Below are 21,732 nucleotides of genomic sequence, written 5' to 3'. Positions count from 1 at the left end.
GCCGCGACTTTCAAGCCGTCGCGCTTATTCGAAGATGCTGTGGATGACGTCGACGACGGTGCCGTCCTCGATGTCGACCAGCAGCGCGTCGTCGTAATAACGCACCCAGCGATACGGCTCGCCGGCGTCGGGCAGGCGATAGGCGTAAGGATCGTAGATCCAGTAGCGCGGCGTGTAGAGGATCGGCGCGATCGCGATCCCGACGCCGAACCGCCGGTAGCCGCCCTGCCAGCCATAAGGCGCGTAGTAACGCGGCAGGCGGAAGACCGATCGCCGCTCGTTGCGATAGCGGTTCCAGTCATATTGCGGTTCGCGCCGCCATTCGCGGTCCCAGCGCCCGACGCTTTCTGCCCGCCATACCGCGGCGGGCGGGCGCGGCGCGTCGTGCCGGTCGTAGCGGCGGCGACCCGGCTCGGCGCTCCAGACACGATCGGGTGCGCGTCGCGCGGGATCGCGCCAGTCGTCGCGGCGATCCTGCGCCGCGCGATCGTTGCGCCAGTCGCCACGCGGCGTGGGCGGGCGCTCGCTCCGCCAGTCGCCGTTCGGGACGGATGGGCGCGGCGGATCGTCGAAGCGGCGATCGTCGCGCGGTGCGGGCGGGCGTCCGCTCCGCCAGTCGCCGTTCGGCGCGGGGGGGCGGTCGTCGCGATCCGCGCGCGCCGGATCGCGACGACCGGGCGCGGCGTCGCGTTCCCAGCGACCTGGTGCCGGCGCCGATGGCCGATCGACCGCGCCGGCCGTGCCAGCGTCCCCCGCGGATCGCGGCGGCGGCGCCGGCATTTCCGCGCGGTTGCGCCGCCATTGCCCGCGGTCCATCGACCGCCCGTCCTGCATGCCCCGGTCCTGCGCGCCCCTATCCTGCGCCAGCACCGGCGGCACCAGCGCGGTCATCGACAACAAGCCCGCCACCATCGCCTTCAACATCACCACCCTCCGACCATCTTGCCGCCTTTCTGCCACGGCGTCCGACAACGAAGACTGAACCGGTCGTGCAGCCGATTGAAAGCCGCGGCTCACCCCTCGGCGAGGATCGCGCGCACGCGCTCCAGCAACATGCGGCGCGGATAGGGTTTGCGGATCAGCCGGTCCTCGCGCACCCCCTCCATATCGGACGGATCGGCATGGCCGGTGACGAACAGCAATTCGACGTCGCGATGCAGGTCCTGCATCCGCCGTGCGAACTGGATGCCGGTCATGCCGGGCATCGCGATATCGGTGACGACCAGCCGGATCGCCGGTTCGTGGAGCAAGGCCTCCAGCGCCGACTCGCCATCGGCGGCCTCGACCACGCGACACCCGGCCTCGCGCAGCGCCTCGACCGCGACCTGCCGCACGCGATCGTCGTCGTCGAGCACCATCACCGTCGCGCCGTGCAGCGGCTCGGCGGGGGCGGCGGCGGGGGCGTCGGACGGCGCGTCGGCGGCGGTCGCGGCGCGCGGCACGAACACGCTGACCGTCGTGCCAGTGCCCGGCGTGCTGTCGATCCGCACCCCGCCGCCCGATTGCTTGGCGAAGCCGAACACCTGCGCGAGCCCGAGCCCCGAGCCCTTGCCGACCTCCTTGGTGGTAAAGAACGGCTCGAACGCGCGCGCCAGCACCGCGTCGGCCATGCCGGTGCCGGTGTCGGTCACCGCGACGCGGACGTAATCGCCGGGCGGCGGTTCCTCGGCGCGCTCCGGCCTCCCCAGCGTCTCGTTCGCGACCGACAGCACCAGCGTGCCGCCGTCGGGCATTGCATCGCGCGCGTTGATTGCGAGGTTGAGGATGATGAGCTCCATCTGCGTCGGATCGACGAAGGCGGGCCAGATGCCGGGCGGCGTCCGCGTCTCGATCGCAATGTCGCGCCCGAGGGTGCCGCCGAGCAGATCGAGCAGCCCGGTGACGGTGCGGTTCAGGTCGACGACCTTTGCCTCCAGCCGCTGCCGCCGCGAGAAGGCGAGCAATTGCGCGGTCAGCGCCGCGCCGCGCTCGGCGGCGATGCGGACATGGTCGAGGCGCGGTTCGAGCCGCGGGTCGAGCAGCCCGCGCTTCCCCGCGGCGACCAGCGAGTCGACGTTGCCGAGGATCACCGTCAGCAGATTGTTGAAATCGTGCGCGACGCCCGAGGTGAGCTGCCCGATCGCCTCCAGCCGTTGCATCTGGTGGAGCGTTTCCTCGACCCGCTCGCGCTCGGCGATCTGCGCGGTCAGTTCGGCGGTGCGCTCGGCGACGCGCGCTTCGAGCCGTTCGCCGGCGAGATGCGCGTCGGTCACGTCGATCGCGCAGGCGGTATAGCCCTGGAAGGCCTCGCCGACGAAGCGCGGGCGCGCCTCGATGTGCATCCAGCGCGTGGTGCCGGCGGGCGTCAGCAGCGGATGTTCCCCGCTGAGCGGCCGGGGCGCGGCGAACCAGCGCTTTCGCGCCGCCAGCGCGGCGTCGCGGCGGTCCGGACGAAGCAGCGCGACCCAGCCGCGCTCCTCGATCGTCTCGGGCGCGACGCCGAGGATCGTCTCGAACCCCCGGCTGGCGAAAGTGACCTGACCGTGCGGATCGGTCATCCACACCAGTGCGGGCAGGCTGTCGGCGAGCGTGCGGAAGCGGGCCTCGCTCTCGCGCCACGCCTCGGCCTGCAACTTGCGGGCGGTGATGTCGATGATCGTGCCGACGACGCGGACGCAGGCATCACCCTCGAAGATCCCGCGCCCACGGACCGACAGCCAGCGCACCGCGCCGACGCGTTCCTGCGCGACGCGATATTCGACATCGAACGGCGCGCGCACCGTCGGGTCGATGACCGGGGGGAAGGCCTCCTCCAGCACCGGAAGGTCGTCGGGTTCGACCAGCAACCGGAACGCCTCGCGCGACATCGGCTGACTGTCGGGCGGCAGCCCGTAGAGCGACATGCCGAGCGGCGAGCAGCTGAAGCGATCGTGCCGCAGGTCATATTCCCAGGTCGCGATCTCGCCGGCCTCGGTCGCCTGTTCGAGCGACGCGCGCCCGCGGGCCAGCGCCGCGCGCGCATGGTGGCGATCGGTACGGTCGACCCCCTCGATGAAGATCGTGACGACACTGCCGTGCTCGTCGGTGATCGGCTGGCAGATGAAGTCGATCCAATAGTCGCGAAGCACGCCGGGCGTCGCGGTCGGCAATTGCACCGGCATGTCGACCGCGCGGAACGGAGCGCCGGTCCGGCGGACCTCGTCCAGCCGCTCCAGAAAGCCCGAGGCGGCGACCTCGGGCAGCGCATCGGCATAGCGCCGGCCGACCAGATCGCGGTCGCCGGTCATGCGGCGGTAGGTGGCGTTGGCCAGCTCGATCACATAATCGGCGCCGCGCAGCACCGCGATGAAGCCGGGCGTCTGGTCGAACATCTGGACGAGCCGCGCGCGCTCGCGCGTGGCGGATTCGACGGTCCGCATCCGCTCGGTCACGTCCGACACCACCCCCAGCACGCCGCCGACCGTGTCGTCCTCCAGCAGCACCGCCGACAGCGACATGTCGAAGTGCAAGGTGGTCGGCTGTCCGTCGGCGAGAATGTCGAAGCGGCGATCGCCGAGCGTCAACGTCCGCGCGGTTGCGAAGACCTCGTCGACCATCGGCGCGACCTCGACCCACGCGCGGTGCCAGCGCTCGTCCGCGGGCTGGCCGAGCGCGGCGGGGTGACGGTCGTGGAGCAGCGCGGCATAAGCGTCGTTGTAGAAAACCCGGCGCTCCGGCCCCCAGATCAGCAGCATCTGCGCGCCCATCGGCAACAGCAGCTCCAGCGCCGCGCGCAGCGGTGCCGGCCATGCCGCGATCGGTCCCAGCGACGTGCGCGACCAGTCCGTCGCGCGCAGCAGCTTCCCGACTTCTCCTGCGCGCGCAAATGGTTGTCGGGCGCTGTCCTCGCGGGGAAGGGAAGGCATCATCCTGACTGATGTAGCTTAGCCGATGCACCGCGAACAGTTGGCAAAGTCACCCGCCGGCCGGTATTCGACGGCCATGAACCCAGCCTTCCGCTCGCTGCATCGTCACGGCATGGTGCGCGTCGCCGCCGCCACCCCGCTCGCCACCGTCGGCGACCCCGCCGCCAATGCCGAGGCCGCGATCGGGATCGCGCGCACCGCGCACGACGCCGGCGTCGACCTGGTCGTCTATCCCGAGCTGAACCTCAGCAGCTATGCGATCGACGACCTCCACCTGCAAGCGGCGCTGCAACGCGCCACACGTGAAGCGGTCGCGGCCGTTGTGGCGGCGAGCGCCGATCTACGCCCGGTGCTGCTGGTCGGCGCGGCGCTGGAGCGCGGCGGGCGGCTCTACAATTGCGCGCTGGCGATCGCGCGCGGGCGCGTGCTGGGGGTCGTGCCCAAGACCTTCCTGCCCAATTACCGCGAATATTACGAAAAGCGCTGGTTCGCGAGCGGGGTGGGGCTCACCGGGTTGACGATCGCGATCGATGGCGAGGAGGTGCCGTTCGGCGCCGACCTGATCTTTGCCGCCGACGATCTGCCGCATTTCTTGATCCATGCCGAGATCTGCGAGGATTATTGGGCACCGACCCCGCCCTCGACGCAAGGCGCGCTGGCGGGGGCGCTGATCTGCGCCAATCTGTCGGCGTCGAACGTCGTGATCGGCAAGTCGCGCGAGCGGATGATGCTGTCGGCATCGCAGTCGGCGCGCGCGATGTGCGCCTATGTCTATTCCGCGGCCGGGCCGGGCGAGAGCACGACCGATCTGGCATGGGACGGACAGGGCAGCGTCCATGAACTGGGCGAGTTGCTGGCGACCTCCGAACGCTTCGCGCACGAGCCCGGACTGACGATCGCTGACGTCGATACCGAGCGGCTCGTGCAGGAGCGGTTGCGCAACGGCACCTTCAACGACGCCGCGGCGTTCGCCGGGCATCCCGAGACGCGCTTCCGTCGCGTCGCGTTCCGGCACGAACCCGACTTCGCCGATGTCGGGCTCAAGCGCGAGATCCGCCGCTTCCCGTTCGTGCCCAACACGCCCGACAAGCTCGACGCGGATTGCTACGAAGCCTTCAACATCCAGGTCGAGGGGATCGCCAAGCGCTTGGTCGCCGCGCGCGCGCGGCGGCTGGTGATCGGCGTGTCGGGCGGGCTCGACAGCACCCACGCGCTGATCGTCGCCGCCAAGGCGCTCGACCGGCTGGGGCGGCCGCGCAGCGACATCCTCGGCATCACCATGCCCGGCTTCGCAACCAGCGAGGGGACGAAGGGCAACGCTTGGAAGCTGATGCGCGCGCTGGGGATCACCGCCGAGGAGATCGACATCCGCCCCGCCGCGACGCGGATGCTGGAGGACATGGGGCATCCGTTCGGGCGCGGCGAGCCGGTCTATGACGTGACGTTCGAGAATGTGCAGGCGGGGCTGCGCACCGATTATCTGTTCCGCATCGCCAACCAGCGCGACGGGCTGGTGGTCGGCACCGGCGACCTGTCGGAGCTGGCGCTCGGCTGGTGCACTTACGGCGTCGGCGACCAGATGAGCCATTATGCGGTCAATGCCGGCGTGCCCAAGACGCTGATCCAGTTCCTGATCCGCTGGGCGATCGGCACCGACCAATATGATCGCGAGACCGATGCGGTGCTCGAAGCGATCCTCGGGCAGGAGATCAGCCCCGAACTGGTGCCCGGCGAGGAATTGCAGAGCACCGAGAGCAAGATCGGGCCGTATCCGCTCAACGACTTCTTCGCGCATTACTTGATCCGCCACGGCCTCGCGCCGTCGAAGGTCGCGTTCCTCGCCTGGCATGCGTGGCATGATGCCGCAGCGGGGCGCTGGCCGCTCGGCTATCCGGAGAGCGCGCGCACCGCCTATGATCTGGCGACGATCATGCACTGGCTGGAGCGGTTCCTGATCCGCTTCTTCCAGACCAGCCAGTTCAAGCGCTCGGCGATCCCCAACGGGCCGAAGGTGTCGGCGGGCGGCGCGCTGTCGCCGCGCGGTGACTGGCGTGCGCCGTCGGACGGAACCGCGGCGGCGTGGCTGGCCGAGCTGAAGGCGAACGGGCCGCGGATCGACGGGTAATCGACTTCGTCATCCCGGACCCTTCGACACGCTCAAGCGGGACCCCGGATCAAGTCCGGGGTGACGAACGCAGCTTGGGCGGTGAACCCGAGGTTCGCCAGCAGGCTTTCCTTCCTTTCAACCGGGTCGTAGAAGGCGGCATGCTACAAGCAAGTCCGGGTTTCTCGCTGTCCACGCGTCCGGCGGCGCTCGCGCGCTGGCTCTATTGGGTTGCGGCGCTGATCGTGGCGATGGTCGTGGTCGGCGGGATCACGCGCCTGACCGAATCCGGGCTGTCGATCACGCAATGGAAGCCGATCAGCGGCGTGGTCCCGCCGCTCACGCAGGCGCAGTGGCAGGCCGAGTTCGCCAATTACCAGCGCATTCCCGAATATCAGCAGCTCAACCGCGGGATGACGGTGGACGGGTTCAAGGCGATCTTTTTCTGGGAATATCTCCACCGGCTGCTCGGGCGCGTGATCGGGCTGGCGTTCGCGCTGCCGCTGTTGTGGTTCGCGGTGAAGCGGCAGATCCCGCGCGGCTATGGCTGGCGGCTGAGCGCGCTGCTGGCGCTCGGTGGGCTGCAGGGTGCGATCGGCTGGTGGATGGTCGCCTCGGGGCTGTCGGTGCGCACCGACGTCAGCCACCTGCGGCTGGCGACGCATCTCGGGACCGCGTTGTTCATCCTCGGCGGGATCATCTGGACCGCGCGCGACCTGAGCACGCTCGCCGCCAACCCGCTGGCGCGCCCCGCGGCGCTGCGCGCCGGCCCCGCGTTGGCGATCGCGGCGCTGGGGGTGCAGATCACGCTCGGCGCGCTGACCGCGGGGCTCGACGCGGGTTATGCCTTCTCGAGCTGGCCGCTGATGGGAGACGCGTGGTTCCCCGCCAACGTCCCGATGCTGGCGCCGGCGTGGAGTAATGCGGTCGACAACCCGGTCGTCGTGCAGTTCCTCCACCGCTGGATCGCGTTCGTCGCGGCCGGGGCGCTAGTGTGGCTGGCGTATCAGGCGCGGAAGATGCGTGCGGATCGGGTCGCAGCGACGGTTGCGCTGCTGGTCGTGGTGCAGATCGCGCTCGGCATCGCAACGCTGCTGACGGGGGTCGAAATCGTCGTCGCGGTGGCGCATCAGGCCAATGCCGCGTTGCTGCTGATCGCGACCGTCGTCGCCGCGCATGCGGTCAGTCGCCGCCGGGCGTAGCAGCGGCTGCCGCCGCTGCCGGTATTATAATACCCGTCAGCAAACCCGCGGAAACCTTGACAGGATCGGCCGCGCGCGGCATTGCGCCGCCATCGACGCGTGCACCCGGCGGGGTGGCGCGTTTTTCTCTTTCGACGCGAAATGAAGGTCACCAGGCACCATGAAGGCGCTGATGAAGACCACCAAGGCGGCCAAGCCGCACGAGGTGGAAAAGAAGTGGCACATCGTCGACGCCACCGACCTCGTGGTCGGTCGTGCGGCGGTGGTGATCGCCAACGTGCTGCGCGGCAAGCACAAGACTAGCTTCACCCCGCACGTCGATTGCGGTGACAATGTCATCGTCATCAACGCGGACAAGGTGCGGTTCACCGGCAACAAGCTGACCGACAAGATCTATTACAAGCACACCGGCTATGCCGGCGGCATCAAGGGCATCACGCCCGCCAAGGTGCTGGAGGGCAAGTTCCCCGAGCGCGTGCTAGAAAAGGCCGTCGAGCGGATGATCCCGCGCGGTCCGCTGGGCCGTCAGCAGATGCGCAACCTGCGGATCTTCGCGGGCGCCGAGCATCCGCATGAAGCGCAGAACCCGGAAGTCCTCGATATCGCGGCGATGAGCCGCAAGAACAAGGTGGGCGCATAATGTCCGACAACCGCCAGTCCCTTTCCGATCTGGGTGCGGCGCTCCAGCAGCAGCAGCAGGCCACCGACGGCGCACCGGTCGAAACCTCGGCCGATGCGTATCTGGCCGGCGACGTGCAGGAGCCGGTGCAGCGCGCGCCGCTGCGTGCGCAGGAGATCGACAAGTACGGCCGCGCCTATGCGACCGGCCGTCGTAAGGACGCCGTTGCGCGCGTCTGGCTGAAGCCGGGCTCGGGCAAGATCACGATCAACGGTCGCGATCAGGAAATCTATTTCGCGCGTCCGACGCTGCGGCTCGTCATCAACCAGGTGTTCGGGATCACCGAGCGCGAAGGTCAGTATGACGTGATCTGCACCGTCAAGGGCGGTGGCCTGTCGGGTCAGGCCGGCGCGGTGAAGCACGGCATCAGCCAGGCGATCACCCGCTACGAGCCGGCGCTGCGCGCGCCCGTCAAGGCGGCAGGCTTCCTGACGCGCGATCCGCGCGTCGTCGAGCGTAAGAAGTACGGCCGCGCGAAGGCACGTCGTAGCTTCCAGTTCTCGAAGCGCTAAGACGCAGGCGACCCCGGATCGTTCGCACGATCCGGGGTCGCTGTGGTTCTGCTGGTTCCTGCGGAGGAGCGGTCAAGCGATTGGCCGCTCCTTTGTCGTGATTGCCCGGCCGGGACATGATCCGGAACTCCCGTTGACCCGGTAAGAAGCGGGGCCCCGGATCAAGTCCGGGGCGACGAAGCTATCGGGGCGGTGGACCGAAATCCGGTACATGCGCGGCGCGCGCCACGGACGTAGAGCGGAACGTTCAAAAATGCAGCGCTGGCGAAGGCCGGCGTAGCTGGGCCCTGTTCGCGGGGATGACGCGCGGTGCGGTGATGTCGGCCAGCGCCGCGAAAACGTCGCTACGCCGCGCCGTTCTCGCCGAGAAACGTCCGCAGCCGGTCGGCCATGTCCTGCAGCGTCACCTGCGCGATGTCGCCGTCCGCCCCGTTCGAGGTGCGCAGCAAATCGGCGATCGCGAGCTGGATCTGCGTGATATGGTCGATACGCTGGAGGCTCGCCATGTGGCGGCGCAGCGTCGCGCCGTCGCTGCCGAGATCATAAGCGAGATCGGCCAACATGCGCGACGCGAGCACCAGCTCGGCGGCGAGCGCCTGTGCCAGCGGGCGCGGCACGCCGCCCGCCGACGCGCTCCCGTCCGCCGGAAGCGTCGCCGCTGCAGCGGTCATTTCGAGCACATCTTCATGACGCCCGCCACCAGCGCGTCGCTGGCGACCGGCTGCGAGACCATGCCACGGGTCAGCGTGTAGCCGCCGCCGCTTTCGGCCGGGGCAAAGGCATAGCCGCCCGCCGCGTTCATCGCGCGCAGCCCGCCCGCACCGTCTTCATTGCCATCGAGCAGCAGCACGCCGACCGCATTGGCCGCCGCCGCCTTCGCCGCGGAGGCGAACAGCAGCGAGATCGACGGACGCTCGCCCGCAACCGGGTCCTTGGGGAGCAGGCGCAGCGTGCCGTTCGGCCAGCTGTCGATAACCAGATGCGCGTCGCCGTGCGGGGCGAGATAGATATTGCCCTGTTCCGGCTTCATGCCGTCGGTGGCGACCACCACCTTGGGTGCGCATTGCTCGGCGAGCTTCTCGGCCATGCTCTCGACCATGCCCGGCCCGAGATGCTGGACGACGATGGTCGGCGGACAATTGGCCGGGAAGCCGGCGAACAGGTCGAAGATCGACTTGGTGTTCGAGGCGTCGCCACCGACCAGTAACAGGCGACCGTTCCAGTCGATCGGCGGCGACTTGGCGGACTTGGGCGCACTCTTCGGCTTCAGGTCGGCCTTCTTCGCGGCCTTCAGGCGCTTGGCGAGCTTGGCGATGATCGCGTCCAGCTCGGCCGGCGCGGCGACGCGCGGCTTGGGGAAGCAGTCGAGCGCGCCGAGCCGCAGCGCCTCGATCGATTCCGCCGCGCCGTCCTGCGTGCGGGTCGAGAACATGATCACCGGCATGGGTTTGGTGTCCATGATCTCGGCGAGATAATCGAGGCCGCTCATCCCCGGCATTTCGACGTCGAGCGTCATCACGTCGGGGCGGGTGCTCTCCACCAGCCCGCGCGCTTCCGCCGCGCCATCGGCCATGCCGACCACTTCCACGCCCGGGATCCGCTCGAGAGCGCCCGAGATCAGCGCGCGCATGGTCAACGAGTCGTCGACCACCAATACTTTCGTTCCAGCCATGACCCCGTCCTACTCTACGCGCGTTAACTAATTGTATTCAGGCCGCATCCGCCATTGCGGCGCGCTCAACCAGCCGATCGAGCGCCAGCACCAGGATCAGCCGCTGGTCGATCGTCGCCAGCCCGTCGAGGAACTGCTGCGCCGCCGAATCGCCCATGTCGGGGAGCGGCTGCATGTCCTCGTTCTGGACGGTGACGATGTCGTTGACCGCGTCGACGATGATGCCCTGCAACTGCTCGCCGATCCGCACGACGATGATGACGTGGCGCGCGGTCGGGTCGGTCATGCCCCAGCCGAGCCGGTGGCGCAGATCGAGGACGGGGAGCACCACGCCGCGCAGATTTACCACGCCGCGCACGTGGCTGGGGACGTTCGGGAGCGGGGTGGCCGGCGACCAGGCGCGGATTTCGCGGATCGCCATAATGTCGACGCCCAGATACTGGTCGCCGAGCTGGAAGGTGATGAGCTGACGGGACATGGGGTTCGTTCCTTGTATCATCAGTGCAGGACGCGGCGGATCGCGGCGGCGAGCTTTTCGGGGTGGAAGGGCTTGACGATCCAGCCGGTGGCGCCGGCCTGTCGCGCGCGCTGCTTCTTCTCGTCGGAGCTTTCGGTGGTCAGCACCAAGATCGGCAGCGTGCGGCGACCGTCGGCGCGGACGTTCTCGATCAGCCCGAACCCGTCCATCCGCGGCATGTTGATGTCGGTGATGAGCAGGTCGGGCTCGTCCTCCTCGTCGAAGCTGGCCAGCGTTTCGAGCGCGTGGACGCCATCCTCGGCCTCGACGACGTGGTAGCCGAGGTCGGTAAGCGCGGCGCGCAGCAGCATTCTCATGCTGGGCGAGTCATCCACAGTCATGATCGTCTTGGTCACGGGTATCGGCTCCTGGGCAGAATGCGGGGCGTAGGCAGAGGCGGGATCAGAAGAATTCGACGTCGCCGAGCGACGCGGGCGGCGGCGGCGGGGCGGCCGGGCGGATGCGGACCACCGGCGCCGGGATCGAGTGTTCGGTCACGACTCGGCACCGGGCGAGGCCCACCGCCGGGCGGAACTCGACGCGCCGCGCGCCATTGCCGCCGACGTCCTCGCCGACCAGCGGGATGCGCTCGTCACGCAGGAAGCGGCGCGCGAAGGCGATGTTGTCGCCGCCGATGTCGCGAAAGCCGGAGCGCATCGTCGCCCCGCCGAAGATCCGCGCCTTGAGCCGCGAGCGCGCTCCGCCCATCGCCAGCATGGCGTTGATGAGGACTTCCATCGCATAGACGCCGTAGCGCTGCATCGAGGCGGGGTCGGAGGCATGACCCTCCGCTAACAGGTAGTGGTTAATACCTCCTACCTTGGCGACCGGATCGTAAAAACAGGCCGCGATACAGCTGCCGAGCACGGTGGTGAGCACCACGTCGGTCTCGTCGCTGACGCGCGTCTCGCCCTGCGCCACCGTGATGCGGCGCAGCCCGTCGCGGAGCGCAAGCGCGCTCATGCACGGCACTCCTGGAGCAGGCGGGGGGCGATGCGGCGCAGCGGCATCTGCTGGACGACCGCGCCGATCCGGTGCGCGACCGCCGGCATCCCGTAGACGACGCTCGACGATTCATCCTGACCGATCGTCACCGCGCCGGCCTGCCGCATGGCGAGCATCCCTTCGGCACCGTCGGCGCCCATGCCGGTCAGGATCGCGCCGACCGCGTCACCGCCGGCGACTCGCGCCACCGAGTGGAACAGCACGTCGACCGATGGCTGGTGCCCGCTCGCCTTCGGACCCGCGAGCAGGCGGCAGTAGCGGCGCGTCGCCGGACCGGCGATCTCCAGATGCTGATCGCCGCCGGGCGCCAGATAGACCTTGCCCGGACGCAGCACCGCGCCGGCGCGCGCTTCCTCGACGCTCGGCTTGCACAGCCGGTCGAGCCGCGCGGCGAAGCTGGCGGTGAAACTGGGCGGCATGTGCTGGACGATCACCGTCGGTGGGCAATTGGCCGGAAAGCCGGAGAGCAGCTCGATCAGCGCCTCGACCCCGCCGGTCGACGCGCCGACCGCGATCATCGACTGGTCGCGCGGCCGGTAATCGGCGAGCGGCGCCGGATCGAGCGCGCGTGGCGCCGCGGCGACGCTGCGCCCGCGCGACCCGGAGGCGGCACGGACCAGCGCGGGGAGTCGGATCGCCTCGTCGGGACGGCGCAGCGCGAGCTTGTCGAAACATTCGAACGCACCCAGCTCGAGCGCGGCGATGCTGGCGTCCGCGCCCTCTGAGGTCAGCGTCGACAGCATCACCACCGGGGTCGGGCGCAGCCGCATCAGCCGCTCGAGAAAGTCGAGCCCGTTCATCCCCGGCATCTCGATGTCGAGCGTCACGACATCGGGATCGAGTTCCTTGATGCGCGCGCGCGCTTCCTCGGCGCTCGACGCGGTGCCGACGACCTGGATTTGCGGATCGCTGGCGAGCGTGCGCTGGATCAGCGCCTGCATGGTCAGCGAATCGTCGACGACGAGGGTGCGGACGCTCATGCGCGCACCTTCAGATAGGCCGTGCGCCCGACGCAGTCGAACCGCGCGGCAACCTCGGGCGACAGCCGCTCCGAATGGCCGATGTAGAGCATCCCCCCGGTCTCCAGATGATCGGCCAGCCGCGCCTGCAGCTTCGCCTTCGTTGGTTCGTCGAAATAGATCATGACGTTGCGACAGCAGATCGCGTCGAACCGCCCCTTCATCGGCCACGGGCCGAGCAGGTTGAGCGGGCGGAACGAAATCGCCTCGCGCAGCGCCGGGTCGACCACCAGCCGGTCGCTGACCCAGGTCGCGCGCAATTTGGCAGGCACGGTGCGCAGCGTGTCGGCCGAATAGCGTCCGGCGCGCGCCGTCTCCAGCACGCTGGGCGACACGTCGGTGGCGAGCATCCGCAGATCGCCCTTGAGCAACCGCTGCGCCGCCGAGCGGTCGTGGCCGAGCGCGGCCATCAGCCAGGTATAGGGCTCCTCGCCGCTCGAACAGGCCGCCGACCACAGCCGCACGCGCCCGCCGCTCGCGAGCCGTTGCGACAGCGTCGGCCACATCCGCTCGACGAAATCCTCGAAATGATGCGCCTCGCGGAAAAAGCTGGTGTGGTTGGTGGTGAGCGCATCCAGCATCCGGTTGCGCTCGTCCTCATCCTGCTCGATCACGGCCAGATAGGCGGACACGCTGGTCAGCCCGCAGGCGCGCACGCGCGGCGCGACCCGGCCGTAGACGAGCTGCGACTTGCCCTCCGGCAACAGGATGCCGAGCGTGTCGTAGACGATTCGCGCAATCTTCTGGTGATCGGCGGGCGCGAAGTCGAACTCGCGCTTCGCCGCCGAGACGGGGAGGGCGATCGCGAGCGTCACGCGGCGTGCGCCAGTTGCGCGCGGCGCGAGCGCTGCGAGGTGAGCGCGTCGACGTCGATGATGAGCGCGACGCGCCCGTCGCCGAGAATCGTCGCGCCGGCCAGTCCGTCGATCGCCTGGTAATTGGCCTCGAGGCTCTTGACGACCACCTGCCGTTGATCCTGGATCGAATCGACCAGCAACGCGGCCTGGCCCTGATCGCCCTCGACGACGATCAGCACGGCCTTCTCCGGGTCGCGCTCGCTGCCGCCGATCCCGAGCTGCTCGGCGACCGGATAGATGGGCACATAGGCGCCGCGCACGTCGAGCACCGCGCCATCGGTGCCGATCGCGGTCACCGACCCGTCCGTCGGGCGCAGGCTTTCGACGATATGGCTGAGCGGGATCACGAACGTCTGGTCGCCGACCGTGACGATCATCCCGTCGACCACCGCCAGCGTGAGCGGCAGGCTGAGCGAGAAGCTGGAGCCCGAGCCGAATTTCGAGTGAATGCCGATGCGGCCGCCGAGCGCCTGGACGTTCTTGCGCACCACGTCCATCCCGACCCCGCGTCCCGAGATGTTCGAGACGGTCGCCGCGGTCGAGAAGCCCGGCGCGAAGATCAGATTGTCGACTTCCTCGTCGCTCAGCACCGCGTCGGGCAGGATGATCCCGCGCTCGACCGCCTTGGCGCGGACGCGCGTGCGGTCGATCCCGCGGCCGTCGTCGGCGACGGTGATGACGATCCGCCCCGAATGATGCGCCGCCGAGAGCGTGACGACGCCGGTTTCGGGCTTGCCGGCCTTGATCCGCTCTTCGGTGGTTTCCAGTCCGTGGTCGACCGCGTTGCGGATCAGGTGGGTGAGCGGCTCGCCGATCCGCTCGACGACGGTCTTGTCGACCTCGGTCATCTCGCCCTCGATATCGAGGCGGACGCGCTTGCCGGTCTCGCCCTCCAGCTCGCGGATGATGCGCGGCACGCGGCTGAAGACGGTCTTCATCGGCTGCGCGCGGATCGCCATCGTCGATTCCTGAAGCTCGCGCGTCAGGTGATCGAGATCGGTCAGCTCGGAAATGCCCGCCATGTCGTTCTCGCTCAGTCGTTGAGCGAGCATCGCCTGCGTGATGACGAGTTCGCCGACGAGGTTCACGAGCCGGTCGAGCTTGTCGAGGTCGACGCGGATCGTCTGCGCAACCGGGGTGGGCGGCGCCGCCGGTGCGACCGCGACCGGGCGCGGCGCGGGAGCCGCTGCCACCGGCGCGGAGGCGGCGGGTGCCGGCGTCGCGACGGCAGCCAGCGCCGGCGCGGCAGCGGCCGGGGCAGTGACGGGGCCGACCGGGGCAGCCGCCGGTGCGACCGCGGCAACGGGGGCGGGAGCCGGCGCGATCGCGGCGGGTTCCGGTGCGGGGGCGACCACGATCGTCGGCGCAGCGACCGACGGCAGCGCCGCCACCTTCTCGAGCGTCAGCGCGCAGCCGTCGGTGAACTCGAAGACGCCGCGGATATCGTCTTCCTCGACCGTCGCGGGCACCGCGATCCGCCACGCCAGATAGGAGCGTTCCGGGTCGAGGGCCGCGAGCGGCGGCAGCGTGTCGGCGTCGCACGACAGCACCTGTGCGCCCATCCGCTGCAACTCGCGGAGCAGCAGCAACGGCTCGCCGCCATTGTCGAGCGCGTTGGTCGGGGGACGGAAGGTCAGCAGCCAGCCCGGCGCTGCCGCCGGCTCGGCGTCGAAATCCTCGAGCGCGATCGGTCCGGGACCGTTGACGCCGTCGAGCATCGCCATCAGGTCGTCGAAATCGTCGCCGATGCCCACCGGCACCACGTCGATCACCGGCGCGGCGGCGACCGGCTCCGGCATCGCCTCGGGCGAGGCCGCCGCTTCGCCGCTCGACGCCGCAATCAGCCGCGCCAGCATCGCCGCGTCATCGGGCACCTCGCCGCCGTCGCGCGCCGCGGCGACGTGGTCGGCGAGCATGTCGAACGCCGCGACGATCAGGTCGACCAGCGGTGGGGTCAGCGCCAGCGTCTCGCTGCGCAGCAGGTCGAGCAGCGTTTCATATTGATGGGTATAGGCCTGCAGCCGCTCGTGCCCGAACGCGCCCGCGCCGCCCTTGATCGAATGAACCGCGCGGAAGATGCCGTTGATCGTCTCGCCGTCATATTGCTGGTCGCGCAGCGCGGCGAACGCGCTTTCCATGCCGGCCAGGCCTTCTTCGCATTCCTGGAAGAAGATCTGCTGGATTGCATCGAGGTCCAAGGTCGGGCTCCTGCGAAGGGGTCTTGAAGTCAGGCGGCGGCGAGAACGTCGACGGCGGCGAGGGTGCCGGCCTCGACCATCGCGACGCTGGGAAAGGCAACCTGCCACGACAGGCCGCGCGCCACCGCCGCAGCGCGCGCGGCGGCCAGCACCTGAAGGCACGCCTGACCGATCTGGTCGACCGCGGCGGCGTCGATCGCGACCGGCGCCCCGGCGTCGACCAGCTTGAGCAGCGACTGGCGCAGCGGTGCCGCGGCGGCGGTATCCAGTCGGGGGCTGAGGACGATCGACATCGCGGCCTTTCCTGTCAGATGGCGGCGGGACGGCGCGGGACGAAGCGATGTTCGGGCATGTTCGTCCTGTCCTTCCCCAAGTTGGTCGACCCCCGCGCATCATCCGCCGACGGGGGACGGGTCAAAAACCGATCTGCCCGATCTCTCCTAAGATGACGTTAAATGCGCGGGTACGCGTCGCCGCATGCGCCACGACTTCCCCGGTTAATCCGATGACAACCAATGAGCTGCATGGATGAGGCGCGTCCGGAAATGCGGCGCGCAGGAGATCGTTTTGGTGCGGGCGGTAAGGACGGTCATGCCGGAGACTCGGGCGGAGGAGTTGCTGCGCCAGTCGGCCGTGATGCGCGCGATCGGTTCCCCGTTCGTCGCGGCGGTGCTGGCGGCGGCGTACCGGCAACTCGCGGCGGCGCCGCTTACCGGCGCGATGCTGGCGGACTGGCCGGGCGATCCGGCGGCGGCGGCGGTCGCGATGCGGCTGAACGCCGCGCTGCACGCGCTGGCGCGGCGCAACACCCCGCCGGCGCTCGGCGCCTTGTATCGCGGCACGCATGACGATTTCGATGGCGCGGTGCGCGCGGCGCTGGCCGCAAACGACGCGTTCATCGCGCGCTGGCTGGCGGACACGCCGCAGACCAACGAGGTCGGCCGCGCCGCCGCGATCCTCGCCGCGCTGATGGAGGTCGTCGGACGCGCGGCGCTGCCGGTCGAGCTGCTCGAACTCGGATCGAGCGCGGGGCTCAACCTCAATCTCGCGCTTTACCGCTACGATCTGGGCGGCGTGACCGCCGGGCCGGACGGGTCCGCGGTGCGGATCGCGCCGGAATGGCGCGGTGCGCCCCCGCTCGACCGCGCCGTCGCGGTCGTCGCGGCGGAGGGGGTCGATCTTCATCCGCTCGACCCGCACGACCCCGCGACGTGCGAGCGGCTGATGGCCTATGTCTTCGCCGACCAACCCGCGCGCGCCGCCCGGCTGGCGGCCGCGCTGTCGCTGGCGCGTGCATATCCGCCGCGGATCGCGCGCGCAGACGCCACGGTCTGGCTGGCGCAGCGGCTGGCGGCGGCGCAGCCGGCCGGGCGGTGGCGCGTGATCTTCCATTCGATGATGGCGCAATATGTCGGCACGGCCGAGCGCGCGGCGCTGGAACGCAGCATCGCGGCGGCGGGCGCACGCGCGGACGGCGCGCGGCCGCTGGCGCGGATCGCCTTCGAATGGAATGCGCCGCGCAGCGCGGTGGAGCTGCGGCTCACCTGCTGGCCGGGGGGCGACACGCGCGTGCTGGCGACCTGCCACCCTTATGGCGCGTGGATCGACTGGTCGGAGTGAAAGTGCCGCCTTTATCCATGTTTAACTAACCAGGCGCTAAGGCTGGCGCGTGCAAGCGGCGCCTGCGGCAGAAAGACCATCGATGTTCAAGACCCTGAGCATACCGAGGAAGCTGGGCTTCTCCTTCCTCGTCATCAATGCCTCGGCGGCGATCATGATGGTCGTTTTCTTCGCCAACATCTGGATGATCCGCGCGGCGACCGCGAACAACAACAACAGCCAGCAGGTCTATGCCAAGGCGCTGACGCTGGAGACGTCGATCCTGCGCGAGAACAGCCAGTTGCGCGGCTATCTGGTCACGGCCGACCCGACCTATCTCAAGTCGTACAACGAAGCGCGCACCCAATATGACGAGACGACGGTGGCGCTGGAGAAGCTGCTGCCCGACGCGGCGCAGCGCGCGCTGGTCCTGACCTCGCGCGACGAAACCGCCAAATGGCGTCGCGACTGGAGCGACCGTTTGGTGGCGATGGTCAAGGCCGGGCAGCGCGAGGCCGCCGAACAGGCGGTGCGCGACGCGGGCAAGAAGGTGCTGACCAGCGCGATCGTGCTGCCGTTGCGCGACCTGCGCGAACAGGAAACCGCCGCGATCGAGGAAAATGCCGCCGGCCAGACGCGGGCGCTGACCATCGCGACGATCGCGCTGGTGCTGGGCGGCATCGCGCTGATCGGGATCGCGGTCCTGCTCCAGATGGCGCTGAGCCGCAGCATCGCGCGCCCGGTCAGCGCGCTGACGCGCCGCATGGCCGATCTGGCCGCGGGGAAAAGCGCGATCGACGTGCCCGATGTCGCGCGTGCCGACGAACTGGGCGACATGGCGCGCGCGGTGCTGGTGTTCCGCGACGCGGCGCAGGCCAAGCTGACCGCCGATCAGGAGCGCGAGCAGGCGATGCGCGCGATCGGCGACGGGCTGCACCGCTTGTCGGAGGCCGACCTGACGGTGCGGCTGACCGCCCTGCCGGGTTCCTATGCGGTGCTGTCGAAGGACTTCAACGGTGCGGTCGGCAAGCTGTCCGACCTGACCTGCAACGTGCGGCGCAGCGTCGAGACGATCAAGCAGAATGCCGACGAGATCAGCCAGTCGGCGCGCGACCTGTCGGCGCGCAGCGAGCAACAGGCGTCGAGCCTGCGCGAAACCGCCGCGGCGATGGACGAGATCACCGGCACGGTCCGCGAAGGCGCGACCAACGCCGCCGATGCGAATCGGGCGATGGCCGAGGCGCGCGACGCTGCGCAGCAGGGCGGGGCGGTGGTCCGCAAGTCGGTCGAGGCGATGAACGGCATCGACAAGGCAAGCCGCGAAATCGCCGACATCATCAGCGTGATCGACGGGATCGCCTTCCAGACCAACCTGCTCGCGCTCAATGCCGGGGTTGAGGCAGCACGCGCGGGCGAGGCGGGCAAGGGCTTCGCCGTCGTCGCCAGCGAGGTGCGCGCGCTGGCGCAGCGCTCCGCCGATGCCGCCGCCGACGTGAAGACGCGGATCCTGTCGGCGATCCACCACGTCAAATCGGGGGTCGAACTGGTCGACGCGACCGGACACGCGCTGGAGCGGATCATCGAGCGCGTCGGCAGCGTCAGCGAGGTCATGGCGACGATCGCGCGCGCCTCCGACCATCAGGCCGAGAGCCTGGGACAGGTGAACGTCGCGATCAACGAGATGGACGGCGTGACGCAGCAGAATGCCGCGATGGTCGAGGAATCGACCGCCGCCGCCAGCTTGCTGGCGCGCGAGTCCGAACAGCTCGCCGGTGCGGTGGCGATTTTCACCGTCGACGAACCCGCCGCGCGCGCGGTGCCGCTGCCGGTCAGCGCCCCGCACGCCCGGCATATCACCGCCCCCACGCGTCCCGCGCCGCGCACGATCGGCAACACCGCACTGGCGACGAGCGAGGATGACTGGTCGGCGTTCTGAACCGACCTCGCGCTGCCTTCGTCATCCCGGACTTGATCCGGGATCCCGCTTCTGGACGCGCAAATAGGGGGAGAAGCGTGCCCCCGGATCAAGTCCGGGGCGACGGGCTAAGGACAGGGTCGGTTAACCGGTAAACGCGCCGACCTCTGCCACGGTCAGATTGCCCGCGGGGATCGCCGGTGCCGCGAAGCGCAGCCGCAGGTAACGCGCCTGCCGTACCGCGAACGCCACCCGCTGCGTGGCGAGCGCATAGGCGATATTGCCGAACTCGCCGGTTGCGGCGGGCACCCAGGTCTTGCCGTCGGCGCTCGTCTCCGCATCATAGCCGCGCGGCGGCGCGGTGTCCTTGGCGATGGTGCGCGACGGCGTCAGGCTGAACCCGGCGAGCGGCAGTACGCGGCCGAGATCGATCGTTACGCTGGCGGGATTGGCCGCGGTCGGTGACGGCACCGTCCAGCGCGTCTGCGCGTCGCCGTCGATCAGCTTCTCCGCGCCCGGACCGCTCGCGGTGACGATCGACCAGCCGCGCTGCGGAATGATCGTCGGATCGGTCACCTTGGGCGGCGCGACCGCGACCGGCTGCACCTGACGGAACAGCGAGATTTCGCTGATCGCGGGGCAGGCGGGGGCGTCGACGATCCGCAGCCGAAGCCGGCGCGCCGACGACGGCTTGGGCAAGCGCACGATCCGCTGCGCGCTGATGCACTCATGTTCGGCGACGGTGCGCCACTGCCCGCCTTCCTCGAGGTCGATCGCGAACTTCGTCACGCGCACGCCGAGCGGGAGATATTCGCGCAGCCGGATCACGTCGAAGGTCCGGCCCGGCGGCAGGTCGAGCGTCAGTGTCGGCGTGGTGTCGCCGTCGGGGGTCGACCAATAGGTGTCGCGCCGCCCGTCGAGCACCTTCGACGCGGCGAACGCGCGCCCGCGCTCGGCGCTGGCGTGCGCGACCGCGCCCTGCGCCAGATCGCGCGCATAGGTCTGCGCCTGTGCCGCGCCGAAGCTCTTGAGCACCGCCACATCATGGTCGGCGACCCGGCCGCGGCGATCGGGCGGGATGTTGAGGTGCATGTTGGTGCCGCGCCCGACCGATTCGTCGAAGTAACGCAGCAGGCGGGCGGGGCTCTTCACCTTGGCGTCCTCGTCGGCGTGGTAGAACCAGCCGGGACGGATCGAGGTGTTGGTCTCGGCCGGCCACCACAAGGGCGCGCCGCGCACCCCCGAATTGCCTTCCGACTGGACATAGGGATGCGCGGGCATCGTCGGCCAGCACGGATCGCCGGCAACGCCGTCCTCGTTGCCGACCCAGCGGATGTCCGCGCCATAAGGATCGAAGGTGCACGCCATCGGCTGATGCTGGTGGACCAGCGCGATGATCGACGGCCAGTCGTAATATTTCGGTGCGTCGATCTTCCGCGTCTCGCGCGCGCCGCCATAAAAGCCGTCACCACCGTTCGCGCCATCGAACCAGAATTCGAACAGCTCGCCATAGCGGGTGCAGAGTTCGACGATCTGCTTGCGGTAATAGTCGATGTACGCCGGGCGGCCATATTCGGCGTGATTGCGGTCCCACGGCGACAGGTACAGGCCGAAGGCGAGCCCGGCATGGCGCGTCGCCTTTTCCATCTCGCCGACGATGTCGCCCTTGCCCTGCTTGTACGGGCTGTTGCGGATGCAATGTTCGGTCAACAGCGTCGGCCACAGGCAGAAGCCGTCGTGATGCTTGGCGGTGAGGATGATCCCGCGCATCCCGCCCGCCTTGGCCGCCGCGACGATCTGGTCGGCGTCGAAGTCGGTCGGGTTGAACAGCGTCGGGCTCTCGTCGCCATAGCCCCATTCGCGATCGGTGAAGGTGTTGATCGAGAAATGGATGAAGGCGTATTGCTCGCGCATGTGCCATGCGGCCTGCCGCTTGGACGGCGTCGCCCCCCATGGCTTCGGCGCGGCGCTGCCCTGCGCCAGCGCGGGGAGCGCAGTGGTGGCGGCACCGGCGGCGATCAGCGCGCGGCGGGTGAGATCGGTCATCGGGTGCTCCATGAAATGCGCTGCGGGCGGATCGTCGTTACCGGCTGCCGCTTACCTGACGGCGGCATATTCCGCCTTCGTCACCGGCTTCAGCCAGATCGTCTTGCCCTTTTGCGTCGGCGTGACGGCGAAATAGGCGAAGGGGGAGGTCGGAGTCGCGCCATGCCAATGCTCGACGCCGGGCATCGACCGGATCACGTCGCCCTTGTGCACGATCCGGCCCGGCTTGCCGCGCTCCTGATAGAAGCCCTCGCCCTCGGTGATGACCAGCACCTGCCCGCCCGGATGCGCGTGCCAGTCGAGGACCGCGCCGGGCGCGTAGGTCGCGACCGCCACGGCCGCGTCGATGACGCTGTCGCCCGCGCTCAGTTCGTTCAGCCAGATGTCGCCGCTATGGTTCCTCGCGCTCGACAGCTCGCCGCGCGCGAAGGTCGTGTCCTGTGCCGTCGCGGGCGTGGCAAGCGCCGCCAGCGACAGGATCGAACCGGCGGCGAGACGGGTAAGTGCTATCATCTGTTCGACC

The 21,732-nt window shown here is 69.4% G+C and carries 19 protein-coding genes; 6 read left to right on the top strand and 13 right to left on the bottom strand.

The window, feature by feature from the left end; genetic code table 11:
- Positions 1-24: 24 nt before the first annotated feature.
- Both FHS97_RS06245 and FHS97_RS06240 read right to left on the bottom strand, forming a co-directional pair.
- A complete protein-coding gene (locus FHS97_RS06245; RefSeq protein ID WP_184034692.1) occupies positions 25-924 on the bottom strand; it encodes an RcnB family protein in 900 nt (299 codons plus the stop codon).
- A gap of 89 nt (positions 925-1,013) precedes the next feature.
- A complete protein-coding gene (locus tag FHS97_RS06240; RefSeq protein ID WP_184034673.1) occupies positions 1,014-3,884 on the bottom strand; it encodes a PAS domain-containing hybrid sensor histidine kinase/response regulator in 2,871 nt (956 codons plus the stop codon).
- 76 nt (positions 3,885-3,960) lie between these two features.
- Here FHS97_RS06240 and FHS97_RS06235 point away from each other — a divergent pair, with 76 nt between their 5' ends.
- From FHS97_RS06235 to rpsI, 4 genes are all read left to right on the top strand, one after another.
- A complete protein-coding gene (locus FHS97_RS06235) occupies positions 3,961-6,009 on the top strand; it encodes an NAD(+) synthase (RefSeq protein ID WP_184034670.1) in 2,049 nt (682 codons plus the stop codon).
- A gap of 140 nt (positions 6,010-6,149) precedes the next feature.
- Positions 6,150-7,190 (top strand): COX15/CtaA family protein, encoded by a 1,041-nt coding sequence (locus tag FHS97_RS06230; RefSeq protein ID WP_184034667.1) that lies wholly within the window; start codon positions 6,150-6,152, stop codon positions 7,188-7,190.
- A gap of 160 nt (positions 7,191-7,350) precedes the next feature.
- On the top strand, positions 7,351-7,830 hold the full coding sequence (rplM, locus tag FHS97_RS06225) for a 50S ribosomal protein L13 (protein WP_184034663.1): 480 nt from the start codon (positions 7,351-7,353) through the stop codon (positions 7,828-7,830).
- On the top strand, positions 7,830-8,381 hold the full coding sequence (gene rpsI, locus FHS97_RS06220; RefSeq protein WP_184034660.1) for a 30S ribosomal protein S9: 552 nt from the start codon (positions 7,830-7,832) through the stop codon (positions 8,379-8,381). Before rplM ends, rpsI begins: the two co-directional genes overlap by 1 nt.
- 344 nt (positions 8,382-8,725) lie before the next feature.
- Here rpsI and FHS97_RS06215 read toward each other — a convergent pair whose 3' ends face one another.
- The 9 genes from FHS97_RS06215 to FHS97_RS06175 are packed head-to-tail and all read right to left on the bottom strand — an operon-like array spanning position 8,726 to position 15,942.
- Positions 8,726-9,052 carry a hypothetical protein gene (locus tag FHS97_RS06215; protein WP_184034657.1) on the bottom strand — a complete coding sequence of 109 codons (327 nt, stop codon included), beginning with the start codon at positions 9,050-9,052 and terminating at the stop codon, positions 8,726-8,728.
- The gene (locus FHS97_RS06210) at positions 9,049-10,053 is read right to left on the bottom strand and encodes a chemotaxis protein CheB (protein WP_184034655.1); all 1,005 of its coding nucleotides are present in this window, start codon (positions 10,051-10,053) and stop codon (positions 9,049-9,051) included. Before FHS97_RS06210 ends, FHS97_RS06215 begins: the two co-directional genes overlap by 4 nt.
- A gap of 37 nt (positions 10,054-10,090) precedes the next feature.
- Positions 10,091-10,531, bottom strand: a complete 441-nt coding sequence (locus FHS97_RS06205) for a chemotaxis protein CheW (protein ID WP_184034652.1) — start codon at positions 10,529-10,531, stop codon at positions 10,091-10,093.
- Positions 10,532-10,551: 20 nt separating this feature from the next.
- On the bottom strand, positions 10,552-10,926 hold the full coding sequence (locus FHS97_RS06200) for a response regulator (protein ID WP_159757834.1): 375 nt from the start codon (positions 10,924-10,926) through the stop codon (positions 10,552-10,554).
- 46 nt (positions 10,927-10,972) lie between these two features.
- A complete protein-coding gene (locus FHS97_RS06195) occupies positions 10,973-11,533 on the bottom strand; it encodes a chemotaxis protein CheD (protein WP_184034649.1) in 561 nt (186 codons plus the stop codon).
- The gene (locus FHS97_RS06190) at positions 11,530-12,555 is read right to left on the bottom strand and encodes a protein-glutamate methylesterase/protein-glutamine glutaminase (RefSeq protein ID WP_184034647.1); all 1,026 of its coding nucleotides are present in this window, start codon (positions 12,553-12,555) and stop codon (positions 11,530-11,532) included. The genes FHS97_RS06195 and FHS97_RS06190 overlap by 4 nt, the downstream gene beginning before the upstream one ends.
- Entirely contained in the window at positions 12,552-13,409 is an 858-nt protein-coding gene (locus FHS97_RS06185) for a CheR family methyltransferase (RefSeq protein WP_184034644.1), read from the bottom strand. Before FHS97_RS06185 ends, FHS97_RS06190 begins: the two co-directional genes overlap by 4 nt.
- Entirely contained in the window at positions 13,406-15,649 is a 2,244-nt protein-coding gene (locus FHS97_RS06180) for a chemotaxis protein CheA (RefSeq protein WP_184034641.1), read from the bottom strand. The genes FHS97_RS06185 and FHS97_RS06180 overlap by 4 nt, the downstream gene beginning before the upstream one ends.
- 29 nt (positions 15,650-15,678) lie before the next feature.
- Positions 15,679-15,942 (bottom strand): STAS domain-containing protein, encoded by a 264-nt coding sequence (locus FHS97_RS06175; protein WP_184034639.1) that lies wholly within the window; start codon positions 15,940-15,942, stop codon positions 15,679-15,681.
- A gap of 235 nt (positions 15,943-16,177) precedes the next feature.
- Between FHS97_RS06175 and FHS97_RS06170 the strand changes: the two genes are divergently transcribed.
- Complete coding sequence (locus tag FHS97_RS06170; RefSeq protein ID WP_246346501.1) at positions 16,178-17,269, top strand: DUF2332 domain-containing protein; 1,092 nt, start codon at positions 16,178-16,180, stop codon at positions 17,267-17,269.
- A gap of 82 nt (positions 17,270-17,351) precedes the next feature.
- Complete coding sequence (locus FHS97_RS06165; RefSeq protein WP_246346500.1) at positions 17,352-19,184, top strand: methyl-accepting chemotaxis protein; 1,833 nt, start codon at positions 17,352-17,354, stop codon at positions 19,182-19,184.
- A 123-nt stretch (positions 19,185-19,307) separates the two neighbouring features.
- Here FHS97_RS06165 and FHS97_RS06160 read toward each other — a convergent pair whose 3' ends face one another.
- Both FHS97_RS06160 and FHS97_RS06155 read right to left on the bottom strand, forming a co-directional pair.
- Positions 19,308-21,209 (bottom strand): alpha-L-fucosidase, encoded by a 1,902-nt coding sequence (locus tag FHS97_RS06160; protein WP_184034636.1) that lies wholly within the window; start codon positions 21,207-21,209, stop codon positions 19,308-19,310.
- A 51-nt stretch (positions 21,210-21,260) separates the two neighbouring features.
- The gene (locus FHS97_RS06155; protein ID WP_184034633.1) at positions 21,261-21,722 is read right to left on the bottom strand and encodes a cupin domain-containing protein; all 462 of its coding nucleotides are present in this window, start codon (positions 21,720-21,722) and stop codon (positions 21,261-21,263) included.
- Positions 21,723-21,732 lie beyond the last annotated feature (10 nt).

Source organism: Sphingomonas endophytica (assembly GCF_014199415.1).
GTDB classification, from domain to species: domain Bacteria; phylum Pseudomonadota; class Alphaproteobacteria; order Sphingomonadales; family Sphingomonadaceae; genus Sphingomonas; species Sphingomonas endophytica.
Note: the sequence above shows the minus strand (reverse complement) of the source record. Positions and strands in the feature narration are given on the sequence as shown.